Here is a 19,746-nt window from a genome sequence, read left to right on the forward strand (position 1 = left end):
TTCCGCATTGCCTGATATGCAGAATAATGTTATAATTTATTATAATGTCTTTTTGAAAAAATGCAATGCAGAAGTAGGTGGCAAGCTTGAAGAATAAAATAAAAAAATTTTCCAAAGGAGATTTTCGAACCGTTCATCCGGAGATTGTACTGCCGGTAACGAATCTTGAGATGACGATCGGGGAAGGAGAGTCCTGCCAGGGAAGTTTCATTTTGAAGAACAGGAAAGAAGGAGATATCAGAGGACTTGTATATTCTTCTTCTTTTCGTATACATTTAGAAGAACAGGGATTTGAGGGCAACCCGGTGGAGCTCCGTTTTACTTATGATGGAAGCGGACTTGCTCCCGGGCATGTTGAACAGGGAAAGTTTACGATTGTATGTAATGGTGGAGAATTTGAGGTAAACTTTACTGCGATCATTGAAAAACCATCAGTCGAGACTTCCTGTGGAAGAGTACAGAATATCCGTGATTTTAAAAGGCTGGCGATGGAGAACTTTATTGAGGCACACCGCCTTTTCAGATCACGCGATTTTTATGACGTGATAAAGTATGAAGAGCCAAGGATAAAGGCACTTTATGATAATATTAGGAAATGGTCTCTCGGTGAGCAGGCGATGGAAGAATTTCTGGTCGGAATCAAACAGAAAGAATGTATTTTCCTGACAATGGGACGGAATCAGAGAACCTTCCGCAATTTAAAAGAAGCAACCCGTGAGATTATTCATTTTACAAAGAATACTTGGGGATTTATGCCTGTGAAGGTGCATGTGAGCGGTGATTTTATCCAGATTGGAAGGGATAACTTTACAACGGACGATTTTGTGGGAAATCTGTTTGATTTCAGTTATATCATTCATCCGGAAAAGGCTCATGCGGGAAATAATTATGGACAGATTGTTTTTGAAAGTCCGTATGAATCGCTGACCTATGAGGTAATGTTGGCCAATCACAAGGATCATGCAGAGAACAGACGTGTGGCAGATAAGACGATTGCATCAATCATAAAGGATTTCCTTGCGTGCAATGCGGAAGGAAAGGATCTGACAGCCTGGGCGGACGCAACAAGAGAAAAACTGAAGGGACTGGATATATATTCAGAAGACGGAGATGTTTATCCACTGTTTGATGCACATCTTAACCTGCTCTGTAAGGAGCCGGACAAGGCCAGTGATATTCTGGATGATTACAATTACAGCCGTTTTTCAGTGAATAAGGATTCCGTCATTTCATCGTATTATCTGTATCTGACTGCACTTTTAAGAAAATCAGGCAGCCAGGTCAACAAAGCGATTGAAGAACTGAATAAGGCATATATGAAAGAACCGACATCGTGGCAACTTGTGTGTATGCTGATTGACATTGATCCGGAATATAAAAACTACAGCAAAAAATTACAGGTTCTGGAACGCCACTGCAGCAACGGTGCGAACCAGGTAATTCTGTACTGGCAGGCATACCGGTGTTTTCTGGAGAAGCCAACCTGTCTGAAAAAGCTCTCGGCATTTGAAGTACAGATTCTCAATTTTGCGCAGAAGCACGGAGTTCTGACAAAGGAAATTGCGCTTTATATGGCGAACCTTGCATCCCAACAGCGGACTTATGATAAGAATCTGGATGTTGTGATGCGGAAGGTTTATCGGATTTTCCCGGATCCACAGATTCTGACAGCAATTTGTACCCATCTGATCCGTGGCAATCGGACAACACCGGAATGCTTCAAGTGGTATGCCTTGGCAGTAAAAGAAGATCTGAAGATTGCGCAGCTTTTTGAATATTATATGATGACTGTGGATGACAAATATCTGGACAGACAGTTTCCAAAATCCGTATTACTTTACTTCCGGCATGGAAATACACTGGAATATAAAAAAGCAGCGGTGTTGTATGCAAATCTGATTAACTGTGAGGAAGAAAGCAGTGAGCTTTACAGTGCTTACAGAGAGCAGATGGAGCGGTTTGCCTGGATGCAGCTTGAGAATCGAAGGATCAATGATATTCTGCATATTATTTACAAACGCTGCTGTACTGAGCGGGATATGACACCAGAAAGAATTCGGGCAGTTTATGATATCTGCCATGCTTATGAGATTAAGACAACGGTAAAGAACATGGCGTTTGTCATGGTGATCGAGCCTGACGGAACGATCAGTCAGAAGGTACAGTACAGTGCGGATGGAGTGATTGTATATTTATACAATAAAGACGCACGGATTGTCTGGGAATCAAAAGACGGCCGCCATTACATTGATTCCATTCCATATGAGACTATGAGGATGTTCTATGAGAACCGGTATATGGAAATCTGCAAAAAATATCAGGAAGAGCATGAGGAAGAGGAACGGAAGAAAGAGAAAAAAGAACTGACCTGGGATATGCTTAGAGAGCACGGGCTGGAGATGGCAGATGAAAAAGAAGTGTTTAAAATGTGCAGTATGCGCCTGCGTGAAGAAGGTACGGAGGAGGATGATTTTCTTCTGGCATTATGCTTTGAACTGTTTCTGAAAGATCAGTATGATAAGCAGACGCTGTCTTATCTTGCTGAGTATTATTGTGGATCGACCCGTAATATGAAGAAACTCTGGCATGTGGCAAGAGATTATGATATTACAACCTACAAGCTTTCAGAAAGAATCATTACGCAGATGCTTTTCTCGGAAACTATGTTTGGTGAGGAAGAAATTTTTGCGGATTATTATGAAGGAAGAACGTATTTCCGTTTAAAGAGAGCATATCTTGCTTATGTTTCAAGAGAATATGTGGTGAACGGACGTCAGGTAAAAGGATGTATTTTTGTAATCATCGCAAATGAATACCGCAAAGAGGAAGATCTTCCGGATATCTGTAAGATCGCCCTGCTAAAATATTATTCCAGCAGGGAAGTGCATCAGGAACTGGAACCGATGCTACGGGAATTCCTGCGCGAAATGTGTGAAAAACAGCTGTATTTTTCTTTCTATTTGAAATATCCGGAGAACTGGCTCAGAGAAGTGCAGCTTTATGATAAGACGATGATTGAATATCACGCAAAACCTGGAAGCAAAGTGGCAATTTCCTACCAGATACGGAAAGGCGAAAGTGATAATATGAATTATCAGGAAGAAATACTGCTTCCGGCATATGAAGACACTTATATCAAGAGCTTTATTTTGTTTGGTGATGAATCTCTGCGTTATTATTTTACAGAGACGAATAAGGATAAGGTGACGGTTACGGAAAAATGTGACTATAAGCCGCGTGAGGTGAGACCAATCGGAAAATTTGGAAGACTGAATGATATGACATCACTGAAGAATGAAGCACTGGCAATCGCGATGAAGGAATTTGCAACAGAAAAACAGCTTGCTGAGGATATTTTTGTTGCTTACTAAAGGAGGAAATACTTCATGACACATGGAAGTATTATAGGATATGACATCAATGCAAAGATGTGTCAGATCAGTTATTATAATGAAAAAACACAGGAACCGGAGACGGTGGATACCGGAATTGAAAAAGAGAACAATCAGATTCCTCTGGTGATGAACTATTATAAAGAGACCTGGACTTACGGAAGACAGGCAAGAAGGATGTCTACGGTAAGGGACAGTATCAGCGTGGAAGGGATCTGGGAGTGTGCGCTTGGCAATAGGAAAATTGAGGTAGACGGACAGGAATATGAAGGCGTCCAGCTGCTGGCGGATTTTGTAAAGTATACGTTGAATGGATTTGAAGAAATTGAAAGCATCACGTTTACAGTCCCGGAGAAAAACGAAGACATCCGCGTCCTGCTGAAGGGAATCGGACAGAAACTCGGAGTGGCAAAGGAAAATATTTATGTTCAGGACTACAAGGAAAGCTTCTGTCATTATATGTTTAACCAGCCGAAAGAATTATGGCAGTATGAAGCGGCACTTTTTTACTGTGACGAGGATGTGATCCGGGCATATATGTTGCGGGAACTGAAGAACAGTTCGCAGAAAAGCAGAGAAAGCTTTGTGACGGTGGACAAGGTGGCAGATGCACGTATGGAAGAACTGGAAGCAGTTTATCCGGTGCTGCATGTTGAGAAGGCAAAAGCAGCAGATGAGCATTTTAAACGTTTTATCCAGAGTGTATTTAACAAGAAGATGATCTCTTCTGTCTTTTTGACAGGAGATGGATTTGAAAATAACTGGTATCCGAATTCTCTGCGCGTTCTCTGTAACGGACGCCGTGCGTTTATGGGAAATAATCTGTACAGTAAAGGAGCGTGTTATACAGCGCAGCGCAGAAAAGAGGAACAGTCAGATGCACCAGTCTACCTGGATGAGACAAAACTGACCGAGCAGATTTCCGTGCGGATGCGCGTGAATGGAGAAGAAGGCTGGTACCCACTTGTATCCTGGGGCAATCACTGGTACGAATCAGACAGACAGTTCGAGGTACTTCTTGGTGATACAGAGGATATTGAGATCCATGTGGATTCCCTGGTGACCGGCAGACATCTTGTGGAGCCGGTTTCCCTGAAAGGTATGCCGGACCGGAAAAATTATGCGCTTCGTCTGAAGATTAATACATTTTTCTCGGATGAAAAGACCTGTCATATTATTTTTGAAGATATGGGATTTGGCGAATTCTTTGCGCCGTCAGGATTCCGGGTGGAGAAGATCATTGAATTAGGAGGCAGCAATGGGCAGTTTAATTCTTTGTCATAAGAAAAAGGCAAAACATCCCTATGAAATTTCGAGGATCCATACAAGGATCAGTACATTGGAAGAACTGTGTTATTATCTGTGCAACAATCTGTATCTGATTGATTATACGATCATGAATGAGCAACTCTGCAGATGGATCGCAGATGAACTGGAAATGCAGGATCTTGCAGTAAAGCTGGTGGAACTGATCCGGAATCATGGTTCCGTGGAGAAATTTGTGGTTCTTGTGCTACATGAATCCAGAATCTACACACCGGGTGAAATGGCACACATCCAGAATGTTCTGGAGAAACTCAAGAACCAGAAAGAAGTAGAACGTCAGAAATACAAAGCAGATAAGCTGATGGAAAGTGGAGAACTGGAATCGGCAATCCTGGTTTACATGTCGATCGTCAACGGAGAAAAGGATGATTCAGTAGATAAGCGTTTTTATGGTCGCGTGTCTGCGTGCCTTGCCGGAGCATATGGGAGAGCATTTCTGTATGAAGAGTCGGCGAGAATGTATGAGAAGGCGTATAAGATCTGTGAAGATAATAAAATGCTCGAAGGTTATCTGTATGCAAGTTCCAGATACATGCCGCAGGATGAATATCAGAAGATGGTCATGGGCAATGAAATCCTTTTGGAAATTGACAACAAACTTACAGAAAAGATAGAAAAAGTGAGAGAAAATATCAACATCGAACCGTCAAAGGAATTGTTTGAAGAATGGAAAAAAGAGTACAGAAGAGCATAGTGTACGGGAGAAAGTTCAAGGCTGTGTATTGATTTTCGGAAAATCATGTATTATACTCTCTATGTAAAATTAAGCGGATACAACAAATAGGAGAAGACAAAACGATGAGCGAACTTGAAAGAGTAGAGACTGGTTTAGGTGAAGAATGTGGTGTATTCGGTGCCTATGATATGGATGGTGGCGATGTTGCGCCGTCAGTGTACTATGGTTTGTTTGCCCTTCAGCACAGAGGGCAGGAAAGCTGCGGAATTGCAGTGACAGATACCTATGGCAAGCGGAAAGTTCATTTCAGAAAGGGACTAGGACTTGTCAATGAAGTATTCGATGAGGAAGAACTTGGCAAATTAAAGGGAAACCTTGGTGTCGGACATGTGCGGTATTCGACAGCAGGGGGAACTCGTGCGGAAAATGCACAGCCACTGGTTCTGAATTATGTGAAAGGTACATTGGTGATTGCCCATAATGGTAATCTGACGAATGCAATCGAGCTTCGTCATGAACTGGAATATACCGGAGCAATCTTCCAGACAACGATTGATTCGGAAGTGATTGCCTATCATATTGCAAGAGAGCGTCTGAAGGTTTCAAAGGCAGAGGATGCGGTCAGGAATGCAATGAAGAAAATTGAAGGCGCATATGCACTGGTTGTATCAAGCCCGCGTAAGATGATTGGAGCGAGAGATCCATTTGGTCTCAAACCACTCTGTATCGGCAAGCGAGATAATACCTGGTTCCTGGCATCGGAAAGCTGTGCCCTTGCAGCAGTTGGTGCAGACTTTATCCGTGACGTGGAACCGGGAGAGATTGTCAGCTTTACAAAGCATGGAGTATCTTCGGACAAAAGTATGCAGATTCCACTTGAAAAGCAGGCACGTTGTATTTTTGAGTACATTTATTTTGCACGTATGGACAGCGTGATCGACAACATCAATGTATATCATGCAAGGATTGTTGCAGGAAAGGCTCTTGCACAGTCTTATCCGGTAGAGGCCGATCTGGTTGTCGGTGTGCCGGATTCCGGACTGGTTGCGGCAAAAGGATATTCGGAATATTCCGGAATCCCTTACGGTATGGCATTCCACAAGAACAGTTATGTAGGAAGAACCTTTATCAAGCCGAAGCAGAGCCAGAGAGAGTCCAGTGTGAAGATCAAACTGAATGTTATTGAAGAGGTTGTACGGGGCAAGCGTATTGTTATGGTAGATGATTCCATCGTCCGTGGAACGACCTGTGCAAATATCATCAAGATGCTCAAGAAAGCAGGAGCAAAAGAAGTTCATGTAAGAATCAGTTCGCCGCCGTTTTTACATCCTTGTTATTTTGGTACAGATGTACCGTCGAATGATCAGCTCATTGCTCATTCGCATACAACGGAGCAGATCCGTGAAATGATCGGAGCAGATTCTCTTGGATATATGGAAATAGATAAGCTGAAAGACATGGTTGGAGATCTTGGATACTGCGATGCATGTTTTACAGGAAATTACCCGATGCGCGTTCCGGGAAAAGATATTTCCCACGCGTTTGAGTCAGAAGAATAGGGAGGATAAGACTATGGGATACGACAAGTATGTAAGTCCGCTTTCGGAGCGGTATGCCAGCAAGGAGATGCAGTATATTTTTTCTCCGGACATGAAATTTAAGACATGGAGAAAACTCTGGATCGCACTTGCAGAGACAGAAAAAGAGCTGGGGCTCAATATTACAGATGAACAGATCGCAGAACTGAAAGAGCATGCAGAGGATATCAATTACGATGTCGCAAAAGCACGTGAAAAAGTAGTGCGCCATGATGTGATGTCTCATGTATATGCATATGGACAGCAGTGCCCGAAAGCAAAAGGGATCATTCATCTGGGAGCAACTTCCTGTTATGTAGGTGATAATACCGATATCATTATCATGGCAGAGGCTCTGAAACTTGTTAAGAAAAAGCTGGTTAATGTTCTGGATGAACTTTCAAAGTTTGCAGATCAGTATAAAGATCTTCCGACACTTGCATTTACTCATTTCCAGCCAGCACAGCCGACAACGGTTGGAAAGAGAGCAACTCTGTGGATGCAGGAATTTTCTATGGATCTTGCAGATCTTGATTATGTGCTTGGAAGCTTGAAACTTCTTGGATCAAAAGGAACAACCGGTACACAGGCAAGCTTCCTGGAACTGTTTGAGGGAGATCAGGAGACTATTGATAAGATCGATCCGATGATTGCTAAGAAGATGGGATTTGAAGCATGCTATCCGGTATCCGGACAGACCTATTCCCGTAAAGTGGATACAAGAGTTGTGAATGTTCTTGCCGGAATTGCAGCAAGTGCACACAAATTCTCTAATGACATCCGTCTTCTCCAGCATCTGAAAGAAGTGGAAGAGCCGTTTGAAAAGACACAGATCGGATCTTCTGCAATGGCATATAAGAGAAATCCAATGAGAAGCGAACGAATCGCATCTCTGTCCCGTTACGTGATGATTGATGCACTGAACCCGGCGATCACTTCTGCTACACAGTGGTTTGAACGTACTCTGGATGACTCTGCGAACAAGCGCCTGAGTGTACCGGAAGGTTTTCTTGCGATTGACGGTATTCTGGATCTGTGCCTGAATGTCGTTGACGGACTGGTTGTATATCCGAAAGTAATTGAAAAACGTCTGATGTCTGAACTTCCGTTCATGGCAACAGAGAATATTATGATGGATGCAGTAAAAGCTGGTGGAGACCGTCAGGAACTGCATGAAAGAATCCGTGAACTTTCAATGGAAGCAGGAAAGAATGTTAAAGAAAAAGGTCTGGACAACAACCTTCTTGAACTGATCGCGTCAGATGATGCATTTAATCTGAGTCTGGAAGATCTTCAGAAAACAATGGATCCATCCAAATATGTAGGACGTTCCAAAGAACAGGTCGAAGCATTCCTTAAGAATGTGATCCGGCCGATCCTGGATGAAAATAAAGAGCTGCTTGGTGTAAAAGCAGAGATCAATGTATAGAATAACTGAATAAACAGAATGGAAGAGCAGGAAGCAGATTTCCGGGTAAGACGGAAGATTGTTTCCTGCTTTTTATTTATGTTTCATGGTCTGAAATTAACTTCTTTGAAATATCAATATAGTAAAGAATTAATGCGTTCATCTGAAGGAATCTATAAATCCCATGGAAATGTATAGATATTAAATCGTCATTAATTAGACAATTTGACGAAAAATATGAAAACTGAGTTTTTGACAAACATAGAAAAGCGCGAAAAAAGGCACTTATTTAGAGCAAATTTATTATGTTATCGCAATAACATGGTGATAATACACAAAAAATAAATAAGTTAACTGAAAATATTGCATAAAAACTATAAATAGGTTATTATAGATTCAACAGATAAAAACTATAAGGGATGTCTATTAAAAAGGAGGGTTAATGTATGAGTATTAACGATTTAGTATTAAAGGTAAATGATGTCCTAACAGGATCGGTGCTGATCATAGCACTTGTAGGTATTGGCTTGCTGTTCACATTTAAGCTTGGATTTATCCAGATCCGTGGTTTTAAAGATGGATGGAACAGAACCTTTGGAGGTCTTTTTAGTAAGAAAGGGGATGCCGGAAAAGACGGAATGTCTTCTTTCCAGGCACTTGCAACGGCGATCGCTGCTCAGGTTGGTACCGGTAATATCGCCGGAGCTGCAACTGCAATTGCAGTCGGTGGTCCGGGAGCAATCTTCTGGATGTGGATCAGCGCATTCCTCGGAATGTCAACGATCTTTGCAGAAGCGGTTATGGCTCAGAAGTTCAAACAGGTCAGTGATGACGGAACCGTAACAGGTGGTCCGGTATATTACATACGAGCGGCATTTAAAGGAACGTTCGGAAAAGTTCTGGCAGCTATTTTTGCAGTCCTGATAATCTTTGCACTTGGGTTCATGGGCAATGCGGTTCAGTCTAACTCGATCGCAGCATCATGGAACACTGCATTCGGAATTCCGAAGATTGCAATGGGTATTTTTGTAGCAGTTGTTTCCCTGTTTGTATTCACAGGTGGTATGAAGCGAATCGCAAAAGTTACTGAACTGATCGTGCCGATCATGGCAGCATTTTATATATTAGGTTCTTTGATCGTAATTTTTGCAAACGTTACAGCAATCCCGGCAGCATTCCATGACATTATTATCGGTGCGTTTAAACCGGCAGCAGTAGCAGGTGGTGCAATGGGCGCAACCTTGAAGCTTGCAGTACAGAAAGGTGTGGCAAGAGGTCTCTTCTCCAATGAAGCTGGTATGGGTTCTACACCACACGCACATGCAGTAGCAAAAGTAAACCATCCGGTTGAACAGGGCTTTGTAGCTATGATCGGTGTGTTCATTGATACATTCGTAATTCTTAACCTGACAGCACTTGTTATTATTACAACAGGATCAAGAACAAGCGGTTTTACAGGCGCAGAACTTAGCCAGTATGCTTTCTCTACTTTATATGGTAAGTTCGGTGAGATCTTTATCGCGATCTGTATGTTATTCTTCGCATTCTCAACGATCATCGGATGGTATTTCTTCGGTGAAGCAAACATCCGTTATCTGTTTGGAGCAAAAGCTGTTAAAATTTACTCAATCATTGTATGTATCTGCGTAGTGCTTGGATCACTTCAGGAAGTAGAACTTGTATGGAATATGGCAGACTGCTTCAACAGTTTAATGGTTATCCCGAATGCGATTGCACTGATAGCACTCAGTGGTCTTGTTAAGAAGACACATGACGATTACTATAATAATTTCCTGCCAAATCGGAAAAAAGGCAAATAGATAATTTGTATAATAGCTGGAAAACAGTTATAGAAAAAAACAATAAGAAATATACAAAAAAATCTATAAAAAGACTAGCATTTTGTATAAAAGTGTGTTATAGTTATCATGTCAGCAAGAAAGATGCTGCAAAATAAATAAAAAGATGCAGTCAATTAGATAGTAGGTTGATATTTCCTGCGAGAGAATCATTTATAAAGATATTTGATAAATGGTCGCCGAAGATGCAAGCCGTAGAGCAGTGAAGCTCGCTGAATGGTGAAACTTTCAGGCAAAAGGATCGGGAAAGGTACTACACTCTGAATCCGGAATTACCGAATTTGCAAGGAAACAGAAAGGGCGTTTAAAACAGAGAAGTTGTTTTGGCGTCCTTTTTTGATACCAGATATATGTTAAAAAATTATCTGGAGTATTTCAGACACAGGGAGTCAAAAAAGACCGCATAAACGGACAGGGGACGAAAGGAAGAAGCGGCTATGAATACTGGATTTATGATTATCACAAATAATCCACTGGTAAAAGAAAAACTTGGGAAAGATTATCATGTGGAATACGAAGAGCTTTCTTATGAGGACACACTTAAAAAAGTTCAGAAGATGATCTTCCAGGGATACAGACTTTTGACACATCCGCTGTCCGGAAGCGTAAAACCGAATGAGACTCCATATAAGTCGGTTATGCTCTCGGAAACGCCGGAAGGTCTGGATGCACAGGCAATGCAGATCATTGCAAGCGCTATTCAGGCGTGCGGCAAATTTCAGTTTAAGTCTGATCTTTATAAACCACAGGTTTATGCAGACTTTCAACTTGTAGATTACACATTGATCTCAAGTGCTCTGCCGTCAGCGGAAAGCTGGCGCTAGAAAAAAGGCTGTAGAAGTACATGCGGTTTGGTGTACTTTTGAGCATACAACAAACACATTCAAAAAAGGAGGGAATTTACAGTGAAATTAGAAGTAGGTCACATTTTTATTAACGACATTCAGTTCGCATCTGAATCAAAGATCGAAAATGGTGTTCTTTATGTTGACGAAGAAGCTGTAAAGGCAATCGTTCTCGAGGACGAAAAAATCAAAAGTGTTAAATTTGATATCGCAAAACCAGGTGAAAGCGTTCGTATCACACCGGTTAAAGATGTTATTGAACCACGTGTTAAAGTTGAAGGAAGAGGGGGAGTCTTCCCGGGCGTTATCGCAAAAGTTGACACTGTAGGAAGTGGTAAGACATATGCATTAAAGGGAATGGCTGTTGTAACAGCTGGTAAGATCGTTGGTTTCCAGGAAGGTATCATCGATATGTCAGGCCCAGGTGCAGAATACACTCCATTTTCAAAGCTGAACAACTTAGTTGTTGTCTGCGAACCGGTTGAAGGAATCAAACAGCATGAATATGAAAAAGCTGTTCGTCTTGCTGGATTCAGAGTAGCAGTTTACCTTGGAGAACTTGCTCGTGAACTTACACCAGATGAAACAAAAGTATATGAAACATACGGAATCATGGAAGGAAAAGAAAAATTCCCAAATCTTCCGAGAGTTGCATATGTACAGATGCTTCAGAGCCAGGGACTTCTTCATGACACATATGTATACGGTGTTGATGCTAAGAGAACACTCTCTACTATCATGAATCCGACAGAAGTTATGGACGGAGCTATTGTATCTGGTAACTGTGTATCAGCATGTGATAAAAACCCAACATACGTTCATGAAAACAACCCGGTTGTACATGACCTCTTTGAAGAACACGGAAAAACAATTAACTTTGTTTGCCAGATTCTTACAAACGAAAACGTATACCTTGCAGATAAGATGCGTTCATCTGACTGGACAGCTAAAATGTGTCGTCTGTTAGACCTTGATGCAGTTATCGTATCTCAGGAAGGATTCGGTAACCCGGATACTGACCTTATCATGAACTGCAAGAAGATTGAAGCTGAAGGCGTTAAGACTGTAATCATTACAGACGAATATGCTGGACGTGATGGAAAATCTCAGTCACTCGCTGACGCTGATCCGGCTGCAGATGCAGTTGTAACTGGTGGAAATGCTAACCAGGTAATCGTACTTCCTAAGATGGATAAAGTAATCGGAACAGAAGATTTCGTTACAATCATTGCTGGTGGTAATGAACATTCTCATCGTGAAGATGGAACAATCGAAGTTGAAATTCAGGCCATTACCGGTGCTACAAATGAAACCGGATTTGGATATCTGAGTGCACGTTAGGAATGGAGGACGTAAAGATAATGAGTAAAATTAAAGTTGTACATTATATCAATCAGTTCTTCGCTCAGATCGGTGGAGAAGAAAAAGCTGATTATCCTGCTGAACTTCGCGTAGGCGAAATCGTTGGACCTGGACAGGCTCTGACACAGCAGTTTGGAGAAGAAGCAGAGATCGTAGCTACAATCGTTTGTGGTGACTCTTACTTCAATGAAAACCTTGACAAAGCAAAAGCTGATATTCTTGAAATGGTTAAGAGCCAGAATCCTGATATCTTCATCGCTGGACCTGCTTTCAACGCTGGACGTTACGGTGTTGCTTGCGGAACTATCTGTGATGCAGTACAGGAAGAACTTGGAATCCCGGCAGTAACTGGTATGTATGTAGAAAACCCAGGTGCTGATATGTTCAAGAACAAAGTTTATACAGTATCTACAAAGAACAGCGCAGCTGGTATGAGAGATGCAGTTAAGAAACTTGCTCCTCTTGCTCTTAAGATCGCTAAAGGCGAAAAGATCGGTGCTTCTTGCCAGGAAGGTTATATGCCGAACGGAGTTCGTGTAAACTTCTTCGAAAAAGAACGTGGATCTAAGAGAGCTGTTAAGATGCTCCTTAAAAAACTGGCAGACAAGCCGTTCGAGACAGAGTATCCAATGCCATCATTCGACCGTGTTGATCCACAGCCGGCTATCAAAGACCTTAGCAAGGCTACAATCGCACTTTGCACTTCAGGTGGAATCGTTCCGAAAGGAAATCCGGACCACATCGAAAGTTCAAATGCTTCTCACTACGGAGAATATGACATCACAGGCGTTATGGATCTTACAGAAGAAACATACGAAACAGCTCATGGTGGATATGACCCGGTATACGCTAACGAAGATGCAGACCGTGTACTTCCTGTAGACGTTATGCGTGAATTCGAAAAAGAAGGCGTTATCGGAAAACTTCACAACAAATTCTATACAACAGTTGGTAACGGTACAGCCGTAGCTTCTGCAAAAGCTTTCGCTGAGGAATATGCTCAGAAACTTATAGCAGACGGTGTTGACGCAGTTATCATGACCTCTACTTGAGGTACCTGTACACGTTGCGGTGCAACAATGGTAAAAGCAATTGAAGCAGCTGGACTCCCGGTAGTTCATATGTGTACAGTAACTCCGATTTCCATGACAGTTGGTGCGAACAGAATCGTTCCTACGATTGCTATTCCTCATCCACTTGGAAATCCGGCTCTTGAAAAAGATGAAGAGTATGCTCTTCGTAAGGGTCTTGTTGAAAAAGCTCTGAAAGCTCTTACAACAGAAGTAGACGGACAGACAATCTTTGACAACTAAATCATAGTTAGAAGGTCATGTAATTTTATTAAAAAAGGAGAGAACGTTATGAGCAAAGTTTATGACGTGATCGTCCTGGGTGCGGGACCTGCAGGCTTAGCTGCAGGTCTGTACGCAGGAAGAAGCCGTCTTTCAACACTGGTTATTGAGAAAGGTAAAGATGGCGGACAGATCGCAATCACAGATGACATCGAAAATTATCCTGGACAGATCGTAGAAGGGGAAAGCGGTCCTTCTCTTATCGCAAGAATGACACAGCAGTGTGAAAAATTCGGCGTTGAGAGAGCATCAGATGTAATTAACGAAGTACACCTGGACGGCGATATCAAAGTACTGAAGAGTGCGAAGGCTGAATATCAGTCAAAGACGGTTATCATCGCAACCGGAGCTTTTGCAAGACCGATCGGATGCAAAGGCGAAAAAGAATTCATGGGTAAGGGCGTTTCTTACTGCGCTACCTGTGATGCAAACTTCTTTGAAGATTTTGAAGTATACGTAGTAGGTGGAGGAGACTCTGCTGTAGAAGAAGCTATGTACCTTACAAAATTTGCAAGAAAAGTTACCATTATTCACAGACGTGATGAGCTTCGTGCAGCAAAATCCATCCAGGAAAAAGCTTTCAAGAACGAAAAACTTCACTTTATGTGGGATACGGTTGTAGAAGAAGTTGGCGGTGACGGAATCCTTTCTGAGATGACTGTTAAGAATGTTAAAACAGGTGAACTCACTAAGATCGTAGCTGATGAAGATGACGGAATGTTTGGTGTATTCGGATTTATCGGAACACTTCCAAACTCAAAGATCTATGAAGGAACAGGTCTTGAGATGGATGAAAGAGGATATATTCCGACAGATGCAGATATGCACACTAATATCCCAGGCGTATTCGCAGCAGGCGATATCCGCGTTAAGAGCTTAAGACAGGTTGTTACAGCTGCAGCTGATGGAGCAATCGCAGCTACACAGGCAGAAAAGTATATTAACGAGTTAAAATAATAAACACTTTTTAATAGAGTGAGGAGGACATTTGACATGTTAGAAGTAGATAAGAAAACATTTGAAGACGAAGTCTTAAAAGCAGAAGGTTATGTATTCGTAGATTTCTTTGGTGATGGATGCGTTCCATGCCAGGCTCTGATGCCGTTCGTACATGAAATGGCAGACAAATACGGAGATAAGATCAAATTCACATCTCTGAATACAACAAAAGCTCGTCGTCTTGCTATCGGACAGAAGATCCTTGGTCTTCCGGTTATGGCTATTTACAAAGATGGCGAAAAAGTAGAAGAAGTAGTAAAAGATGATGCTACACAGGAAAGCATCGAAGCAATGATTAAGAAATATATCTAATCATTAAACCAATTTAATTCGGTGAGCCGCGCACAGGCGGCAAAGAGCTGTCTGTGTGCTCACAATATATAATCGCGTAAAGCGTGTAAAACTATTAACAAAACAAAATTTTAAAAGAAAGGAAGGAGGAAAAGACATCATGGCAATTTTAAAAGATAAAAAAGTTGTTATTATCGGTGACCGTGACGGTGTACCGGGACCAGCAATCGCAGAATGCGTAAAGACAGCTGGCGGAGATGTAGTTTTTTCTTCAACAGAATGTTTCGTCTGAACTAGCGCAGGCGCAATGGATCTGGAGAATCAGAAAAGGGTAAAAGAATTTGCTGAGGAGTACGGCCCGGAAAACGTAGTCGTAATCGTAGGCGCAGCTGAAGGAGAAGCAGCAGGACTTGCTGCAGAAACCGTTACAGCAGGAGACCCGACATTCGCAGGTCCGTTGACAGGGGTCCAGCTTGGACTCACGACATATCACGTATGTGAACCAGAGTTAAAAGAAGAATTTGACCCGGCTGTTTACGATGAACAGGTAGGCATGATGGAAATGGTCCTTGATGTTGATGATATCGTAGACGAAATGTCAGCAATCCGCGACGAATATTGCAAATACCTCTAAGATAAAGAGGGGTATACCTTCAAAGCGGAATATCTGAGATAGAGGTACAGGCGGCAGGATTCTTCCTGTCGCCTGTTTTATTGCCAGGCATATCGGGAACATGCTGGTGTTGCATTAGTGAGTTGCCTAGCAGATCAGAAGTGTGCCAGTGATACACTTCTGATGAAAAGCTTGTTTAGCGCATTCTGCCAAAATTCTTTTAAATCAGGCAGGTAGATTATACGCGCATATCACGGAGAAATGAATGATGGTGACATTCGTAAAAAGAGAATGTCAGGAAAGGTGGAAACCAGCGATGAACAGTGTAATTAAAGGAGCAGGATATGTACTCGTACATACCCCGGAAATGGTAGTTTACAACGGAACAACACAGACAACAGAAAGAGTTGTTAATCCGGAATCAGAATATTTAAAAGAACTTAGAGATCATCTTCGGTCATATGAAGCATGTGTAAATTATTGGCCGAATCAGGTATATATCGGAAATGCAACACCGGACGACCTTGCCCAGGTTGAATTTCCATACTACGACAAAGTAAAAGAAGGCGCAGAGCGTTACGGAAAATACGGTGAGATTATGCCGGAAGACGAATTCCTTCTTTTAGCTCAGGCTTGCGACATGTTCGAAGTTGTTATGCTTGAAAAAGGATTTGTAGCAGCTACAAAAGAAAAATTTGCAGCAGATCCGATCATCACAGATGATATCGTAGAAAAAGTAATCGAGGGATTTGAAATCTCAGAAATTGAACATTTTGTAAATGAAGAGCATGCTGAAGGTCTGTATCATGAAAACAAACTGGTAGGCTGTGTAAAGAGAGCGCATGACATTGATGCAAACCTTTCAGCTCATGTTATGCATGAAAACATTATGAGTAAGGCATCCAGCGTGCTCGCCCTCCTCTATGGTGTAAGAAACGCAGGAATCGAAAAGACAGACGTTGAGTATGTCATCGACTGTGCAGAAGAAGCTTGTGGTGATATGAACCAGCGTGGTGGCGGTAACTTCGCAAAAGCAGCAGCTGAAGTTGCAGGACTTCTGAACGCAACAGGTTCTGACTCACGTGGATTCTGTGCCGGACCATCTCACGCACTGATCGAAGCAGCAGCTCTCGTAAAATCAGGCGCATACAAATGTGTAGCTGTAACAGCTGGTGGTTGTACAGCAAAACTTGGTATGAACGGTAAAGACCATGTAAAGAAAGGCCTTCCGATCCTGGAAGACTGCCTTGGTGGATTCTGTGTAATCATCGCAGAAAACGATGGCGTAAACCCGGAAATCAACCTGGATATCCTTGGACGCCATACAGTAGGAACAGGAAGTGCTCCGCAGAACGTAATCGGAAGCCTTGTAGCTGATCCACTGGAAAGAGCAGGACTTAAGATCACAGATATCGATAAATTCTCTCCGGAAATGCAGAACCCGGATATCACAAAACCGGCAGGAGCTGGAGATGTACCGCTTGCTAACTACAAGATGATCGCAGCTCTCGCAGTTAAGAGAGGCGAACTTGACAGAAAAGAACTTGCAAGTTTTGCAGGAGAACACGGACTGACAGGATGGGCTCCGACTCAGGGACATATTCCTTCAGGTGTACCGTACATCGGATTTGCAAGAGAAGATATCCTTGCAGGAAAGATCAATAAAGCCATGATCATCGGAAAAGGAAGTCTGTTCCTTGGACGTATGACCAACCTCTTCGACGGTGTATCTTTCGTAATCCAGGCAAATACTGGTGCAGAAGATAACAGCGGCGTATCAGAAGAAGAAGTAAAAGGACTGATCGCAAAAGCAATGAAAGATTTTGCAGCATCATTAATGGCAACAGAAGAATAAGAAAGGTGGACAAACAAAATGGCAAATGGAATTGAAAGAATGATTGCCGACACCTTTATGGAGATGGCGCAGGGACTGGAGACAGGAAGCTTCGGAAAGCGCCCGAAAGTTGCACTGACCGGAATGGGAAGCGAACATGGAGAAGAAAACTCTATGGCAGCGGCAATTGAAGCGGCAAAAGACGGAATTGATGTATATTATATTGGAACATTAGAAGCAGAAGGCGTTACAACTGTTAAAGTGGCTAACGATGAAGAAGGTCATGATAAGATGGAAGAAATGCTGAAGAATGGAGAAGTAGATGCAGCAGTAACCATGCACTTTCCATTCCCGATCGGTGTATCTACAGTAGGACGCTGTGTAACACCGGCAACTGCAAAAGAAATGTTCATCGCTAATACAACAGGAACATCCAGCACAGACCGTATTGAAGGAATGATCAAAAATGCGATCTACGGAATCATCGCTGCAAAAGCTTGTGGCAAGAAGAATCCGACCGTTGGTATCCTGAATGTAGACGGTGCACGTCAGACAGAGAAAGCTCTGAAGAAACTGCAGGAGAACGGGTATCCGATCGAATTTGCAGAATCAGGAAGAGCAGATGGCGGATGCGTTATGAGAGGAAATGACGTCCTTCAGGCATCCCCAGATATCATGGTAACAGATTCCCTTACCGGAAATATCATGGTGAAGATGCTTTCTTCTTTCACAACAGGTGGAAGCTTTGAAGCAACAGGATTCGGATACGGACCTGGAATCGGAGAAGGATATGAACAGCTTGTTATGATCGTATCCAGAGCATCCGGAGCACCGGTTATCGCAAATGCGATCCGTTACGCAGCACAGCTGGTAAGAGGAAAAGTATTTGAAGTAGCGAAAGAAGAATTTGCAGCTGTTAAGAAAGCTGGATTAAAAGAAATCCTTGATGAGCACAAAGCTTCTCAGAAACCGGCAGCGGCTGAAGAAGAAGTAAAAGAGCCACCGAAGGAAATCGTTACAGCACAGATTCCAGGTATTGAAGTAATGGATCTGGAAGACGCAGTCAAAGTACTGTGGAAACTCGGCATCTATGCAGAAAGCGGAATGGGATGCACCGGACCAATCATCCGTGTATCAGACGCAAACCTCGCAAAAGCTGAGGAAGAACTGAAAAAGAGCGGATATATTAACTAATAAAATCTGCCTTTTTATAAACACTCTCACTCTAATTCAGGAAGATGGGCTTTCCGGTCATAAGACCGGGAAGCCTTTTTCCTTGCGAAAAACTGTTTTTGCAGAAAGATTATACATTATTTGTCACAGATACTGTGAACAGTAATGATTGTACTGTTTGTGTACGAAAAAATTTTTGGTTGATTTTTAGAATAGGAAATAGTATCATGACAGTTATAAATCTGAAAAAGTGAGAGGGAGAAAGTCATGGATACGCAATTATTACTGAAAACGGCGATGCTTGCCGGTGAAATAATGCTGCGAAGCGGAGCGGAAACGTATCGTGTGGAAGATACCATGCATCATATACTGAAGACGGCGGATCACATCGAGATGGCAGAAGTTCTGGTGATCATGACCGGAATTTCCGCGACGATCAAACTGGAGAACGAAAAGGCAGTTACTGTTACAAAGAGAGTAGAAGAACGGGATACCAATCTAAAGCTCGTCGTAGATGTTAATGAGATTTCCAGGCAGTATTGTGGAGATGATCTGACACTAGAGCAGGCATATGAGAAGCTTTCGACGTTAAAACAGTTCGAGTTCAGCCGCAAGACAACCAACCTGGCAATGATGGGGGTTGGTGTGGGATTTACAATTTTTTTTGGTGGATCCATTGCAGATACCGGGGCAGCCATCGTTGTAGGACTTTTTCTTGTTGCCTTTGTATCAGCGGGACAGGATCTGAAATTTCACCCATTTATTCAGGATATTTTCGCAGGATTTGGTGTTGCATTTGCCTGCTGCCTTCTAAAAGAAGGTCTGGGTGATCAGATGAATATGGATACTGTTATGATAGGAAGTTTCATGCCTCTTGTACCGGGAATGGCAATCACCAATGCTGTCAGGGATACCTTGCGGGGGGATTATCTTTCCGGTGGTGCAAGAGTGATGGAAGCTTTCTTAAAAGCACTTGGGATTGCAATTGGAATTGGTATTGGGCTGGCGCTTTGCGCAAAGATTTTTTAGCAGGAAGGAG

At 42.4% G+C, this 19,746-nt stretch carries 15 protein-coding genes and 1 riboswitch; all 15 genes read left to right on the forward strand.

What is annotated here, in order from left to right; all coding sequences use genetic code 11:
• Positions 1-77: 77 nt before the first annotated feature.
• The 15 genes from PGU50_RS08465 to PGU50_RS08535 all read left to right on the forward strand — a co-directional run bounded on the left by PGU50_RS08465 (position 78) and on the right by PGU50_RS08535 (position 19,736).
• Positions 78-3,371, forward strand: a complete 3,294-nt coding sequence (locus tag PGU50_RS08465; protein ID WP_270246692.1) for a DUF5717 family protein — start codon at positions 78-80, stop codon at positions 3,369-3,371.
• Positions 3,372-3,386: 15 nt separating this feature from the next.
• Positions 3,387-4,676: a DUF5716 family protein gene (locus tag PGU50_RS08470; protein WP_270246693.1), complete on the forward strand. Its 1,290-nt coding sequence runs from the start codon at positions 3,387-3,389 to the stop codon at positions 4,674-4,676.
• A complete protein-coding gene (locus tag PGU50_RS08475) occupies positions 4,651-5,412 on the forward strand; it encodes a hypothetical protein (protein WP_008375292.1) in 762 nt (253 codons plus the stop codon). The genes PGU50_RS08470 and PGU50_RS08475 overlap by 26 nt, the downstream gene beginning before the upstream one ends.
• A 104-nt stretch (positions 5,413-5,516) precedes the next feature.
• Positions 5,517-6,953, forward strand: a complete 1,437-nt coding sequence (gene purF / locus PGU50_RS08480) for an amidophosphoribosyltransferase (RefSeq protein WP_022220912.1) — start codon at positions 5,517-5,519, stop codon at positions 6,951-6,953.
• A gap of 13 nt (positions 6,954-6,966) precedes the next feature.
• Entirely contained in the window at positions 6,967-8,400 is a 1,434-nt protein-coding gene (gene purB, locus PGU50_RS08485) for an adenylosuccinate lyase (protein ID WP_044999258.1), read from the forward strand.
• 425 nt (positions 8,401-8,825) lie between these two features.
• On the forward strand, positions 8,826-10,199 hold the full coding sequence (locus PGU50_RS08490) for an alanine/glycine:cation symporter family protein (protein WP_270203800.1): 1,374 nt from the start codon (positions 8,826-8,828) through the stop codon (positions 10,197-10,199).
• Between the two features lie 168 nt (positions 10,200-10,367).
• A riboswitch (glycine riboswitch) is annotated at positions 10,368-10,492 on the forward strand.
• A gap of 183 nt (positions 10,493-10,675) precedes the next feature.
• Complete coding sequence (locus tag PGU50_RS08495) at positions 10,676-11,062, forward strand: GrdX family protein (protein WP_117823617.1); 387 nt, start codon at positions 10,676-10,678, stop codon at positions 11,060-11,062.
• Positions 11,063-11,143: 81 nt separating this feature from the next.
• A complete protein-coding gene (locus PGU50_RS08500; protein WP_173825755.1) occupies positions 11,144-12,424 on the forward strand; it encodes a glycine/sarcosine/betaine reductase component B subunit in 1,281 nt (426 codons plus the stop codon).
• 20 nt (positions 12,425-12,444) lie between these two features.
• Complete coding sequence (grdB, locus tag PGU50_RS08505) at positions 12,445-13,758, forward strand: glycine reductase complex selenoprotein B (RefSeq protein ID WP_270203798.1); 1,314 nt, start codon at positions 12,445-12,447, stop codon at positions 13,756-13,758.
• Positions 13,759-13,806: 48 nt separating this feature from the next.
• A complete protein-coding gene (gene trxB / locus PGU50_RS08510; RefSeq protein ID WP_008375312.1) occupies positions 13,807-14,754 on the forward strand; it encodes a thioredoxin-disulfide reductase in 948 nt (315 codons plus the stop codon).
• Positions 14,755-14,790: 36 nt separating this feature from the next.
• Positions 14,791-15,108, forward strand: a complete 318-nt coding sequence (gene trxA / locus PGU50_RS08515; protein WP_008375313.1) for a thioredoxin TrxA — start codon at positions 14,791-14,793, stop codon at positions 15,106-15,108.
• A gap of 139 nt (positions 15,109-15,247) precedes the next feature.
• On the forward strand, positions 15,248-15,721 hold the full coding sequence (gene grdA / locus PGU50_RS08520) for a glycine/sarcosine/betaine reductase complex selenoprotein A (RefSeq protein WP_117558227.1): 474 nt from the start codon (positions 15,248-15,250) through the stop codon (positions 15,719-15,721).
• A 295-nt stretch (positions 15,722-16,016) separates the two neighbouring features.
• Positions 16,017-17,555, forward strand: coding sequence for a glycine/sarcosine/betaine reductase complex component C subunit beta (grdC, locus tag PGU50_RS08525; RefSeq protein WP_117558301.1), 1,539 nt, complete (start codon positions 16,017-16,019; stop codon positions 17,553-17,555).
• 18 nt (positions 17,556-17,573) lie between these two features.
• Complete coding sequence (gene grdD / locus PGU50_RS08530; protein ID WP_118217888.1) at positions 17,574-18,728, forward strand: glycine/sarcosine/betaine reductase complex component C subunit alpha; 1,155 nt, start codon at positions 17,574-17,576, stop codon at positions 18,726-18,728.
• A 246-nt stretch (positions 18,729-18,974) separates the two neighbouring features.
• Entirely contained in the window at positions 18,975-19,736 is a 762-nt protein-coding gene (locus PGU50_RS08535) for a threonine/serine exporter family protein (protein WP_055297034.1), read from the forward strand.
• Positions 19,737-19,746 lie beyond the last annotated feature (10 nt).

Origin of the sequence: Coprococcus sp. AM11-30B (genome assembly GCF_027674365.1) — a bacterium.
Classification (GTDB): domain Bacteria; phylum Bacillota; class Clostridia; order Lachnospirales; family Lachnospiraceae; genus Allocoprococcus; species Allocoprococcus comes.

Bases quoted from the DNA above. Each gene is read 5' to 3' on its own strand.
- PGU50_RS08495 (WP_117823617.1), top strand. From the start codon at position 10,676: ATGAATACTGGATTTATGATTATCACAAATAATCCACTGGTAAAAGAA.
- grdD (WP_118217888.1), top strand. From the start codon at position 17,574: ATGGCAAATGGAATTGAAAGAATGATTGCCGACACCTTTATGGAGATG.
- trxA (WP_008375313.1), top strand. From the start codon at position 14,791: ATGTTAGAAGTAGATAAGAAAACATTTGAAGACGAAGTCTTAAAAGCA.
- PGU50_RS08470 (WP_270246693.1), top strand. From the start codon at position 3,387: ATGACACATGGAAGTATTATAGGATATGACATCAATGCAAAGATGTGT.
- purF (WP_022220912.1), top strand. From the start codon at position 5,517: ATGAGCGAACTTGAAAGAGTAGAGACTGGTTTAGGTGAAGAATGTGGT.
- PGU50_RS08535 (WP_055297034.1), top strand. From the start codon at position 18,975: ATGGATACGCAATTATTACTGAAAACGGCGATGCTTGCCGGTGAAATA.
- purB (WP_044999258.1), top strand. From the start codon at position 6,967: ATGGGATACGACAAGTATGTAAGTCCGCTTTCGGAGCGGTATGCCAGC.
- PGU50_RS08475 (WP_008375292.1), top strand. From the start codon at position 4,651: ATGGGCAGTTTAATTCTTTGTCATAAGAAAAAGGCAAAACATCCCTAT.
- trxB (WP_008375312.1), top strand. From the start codon at position 13,807: ATGAGCAAAGTTTATGACGTGATCGTCCTGGGTGCGGGACCTGCAGGC.
- grdC (WP_117558301.1), top strand. From the start codon at position 16,017: ATGAACAGTGTAATTAAAGGAGCAGGATATGTACTCGTACATACCCCG.
- PGU50_RS08490 (WP_270203800.1), top strand. From the start codon at position 8,826: ATGAGTATTAACGATTTAGTATTAAAGGTAAATGATGTCCTAACAGGA.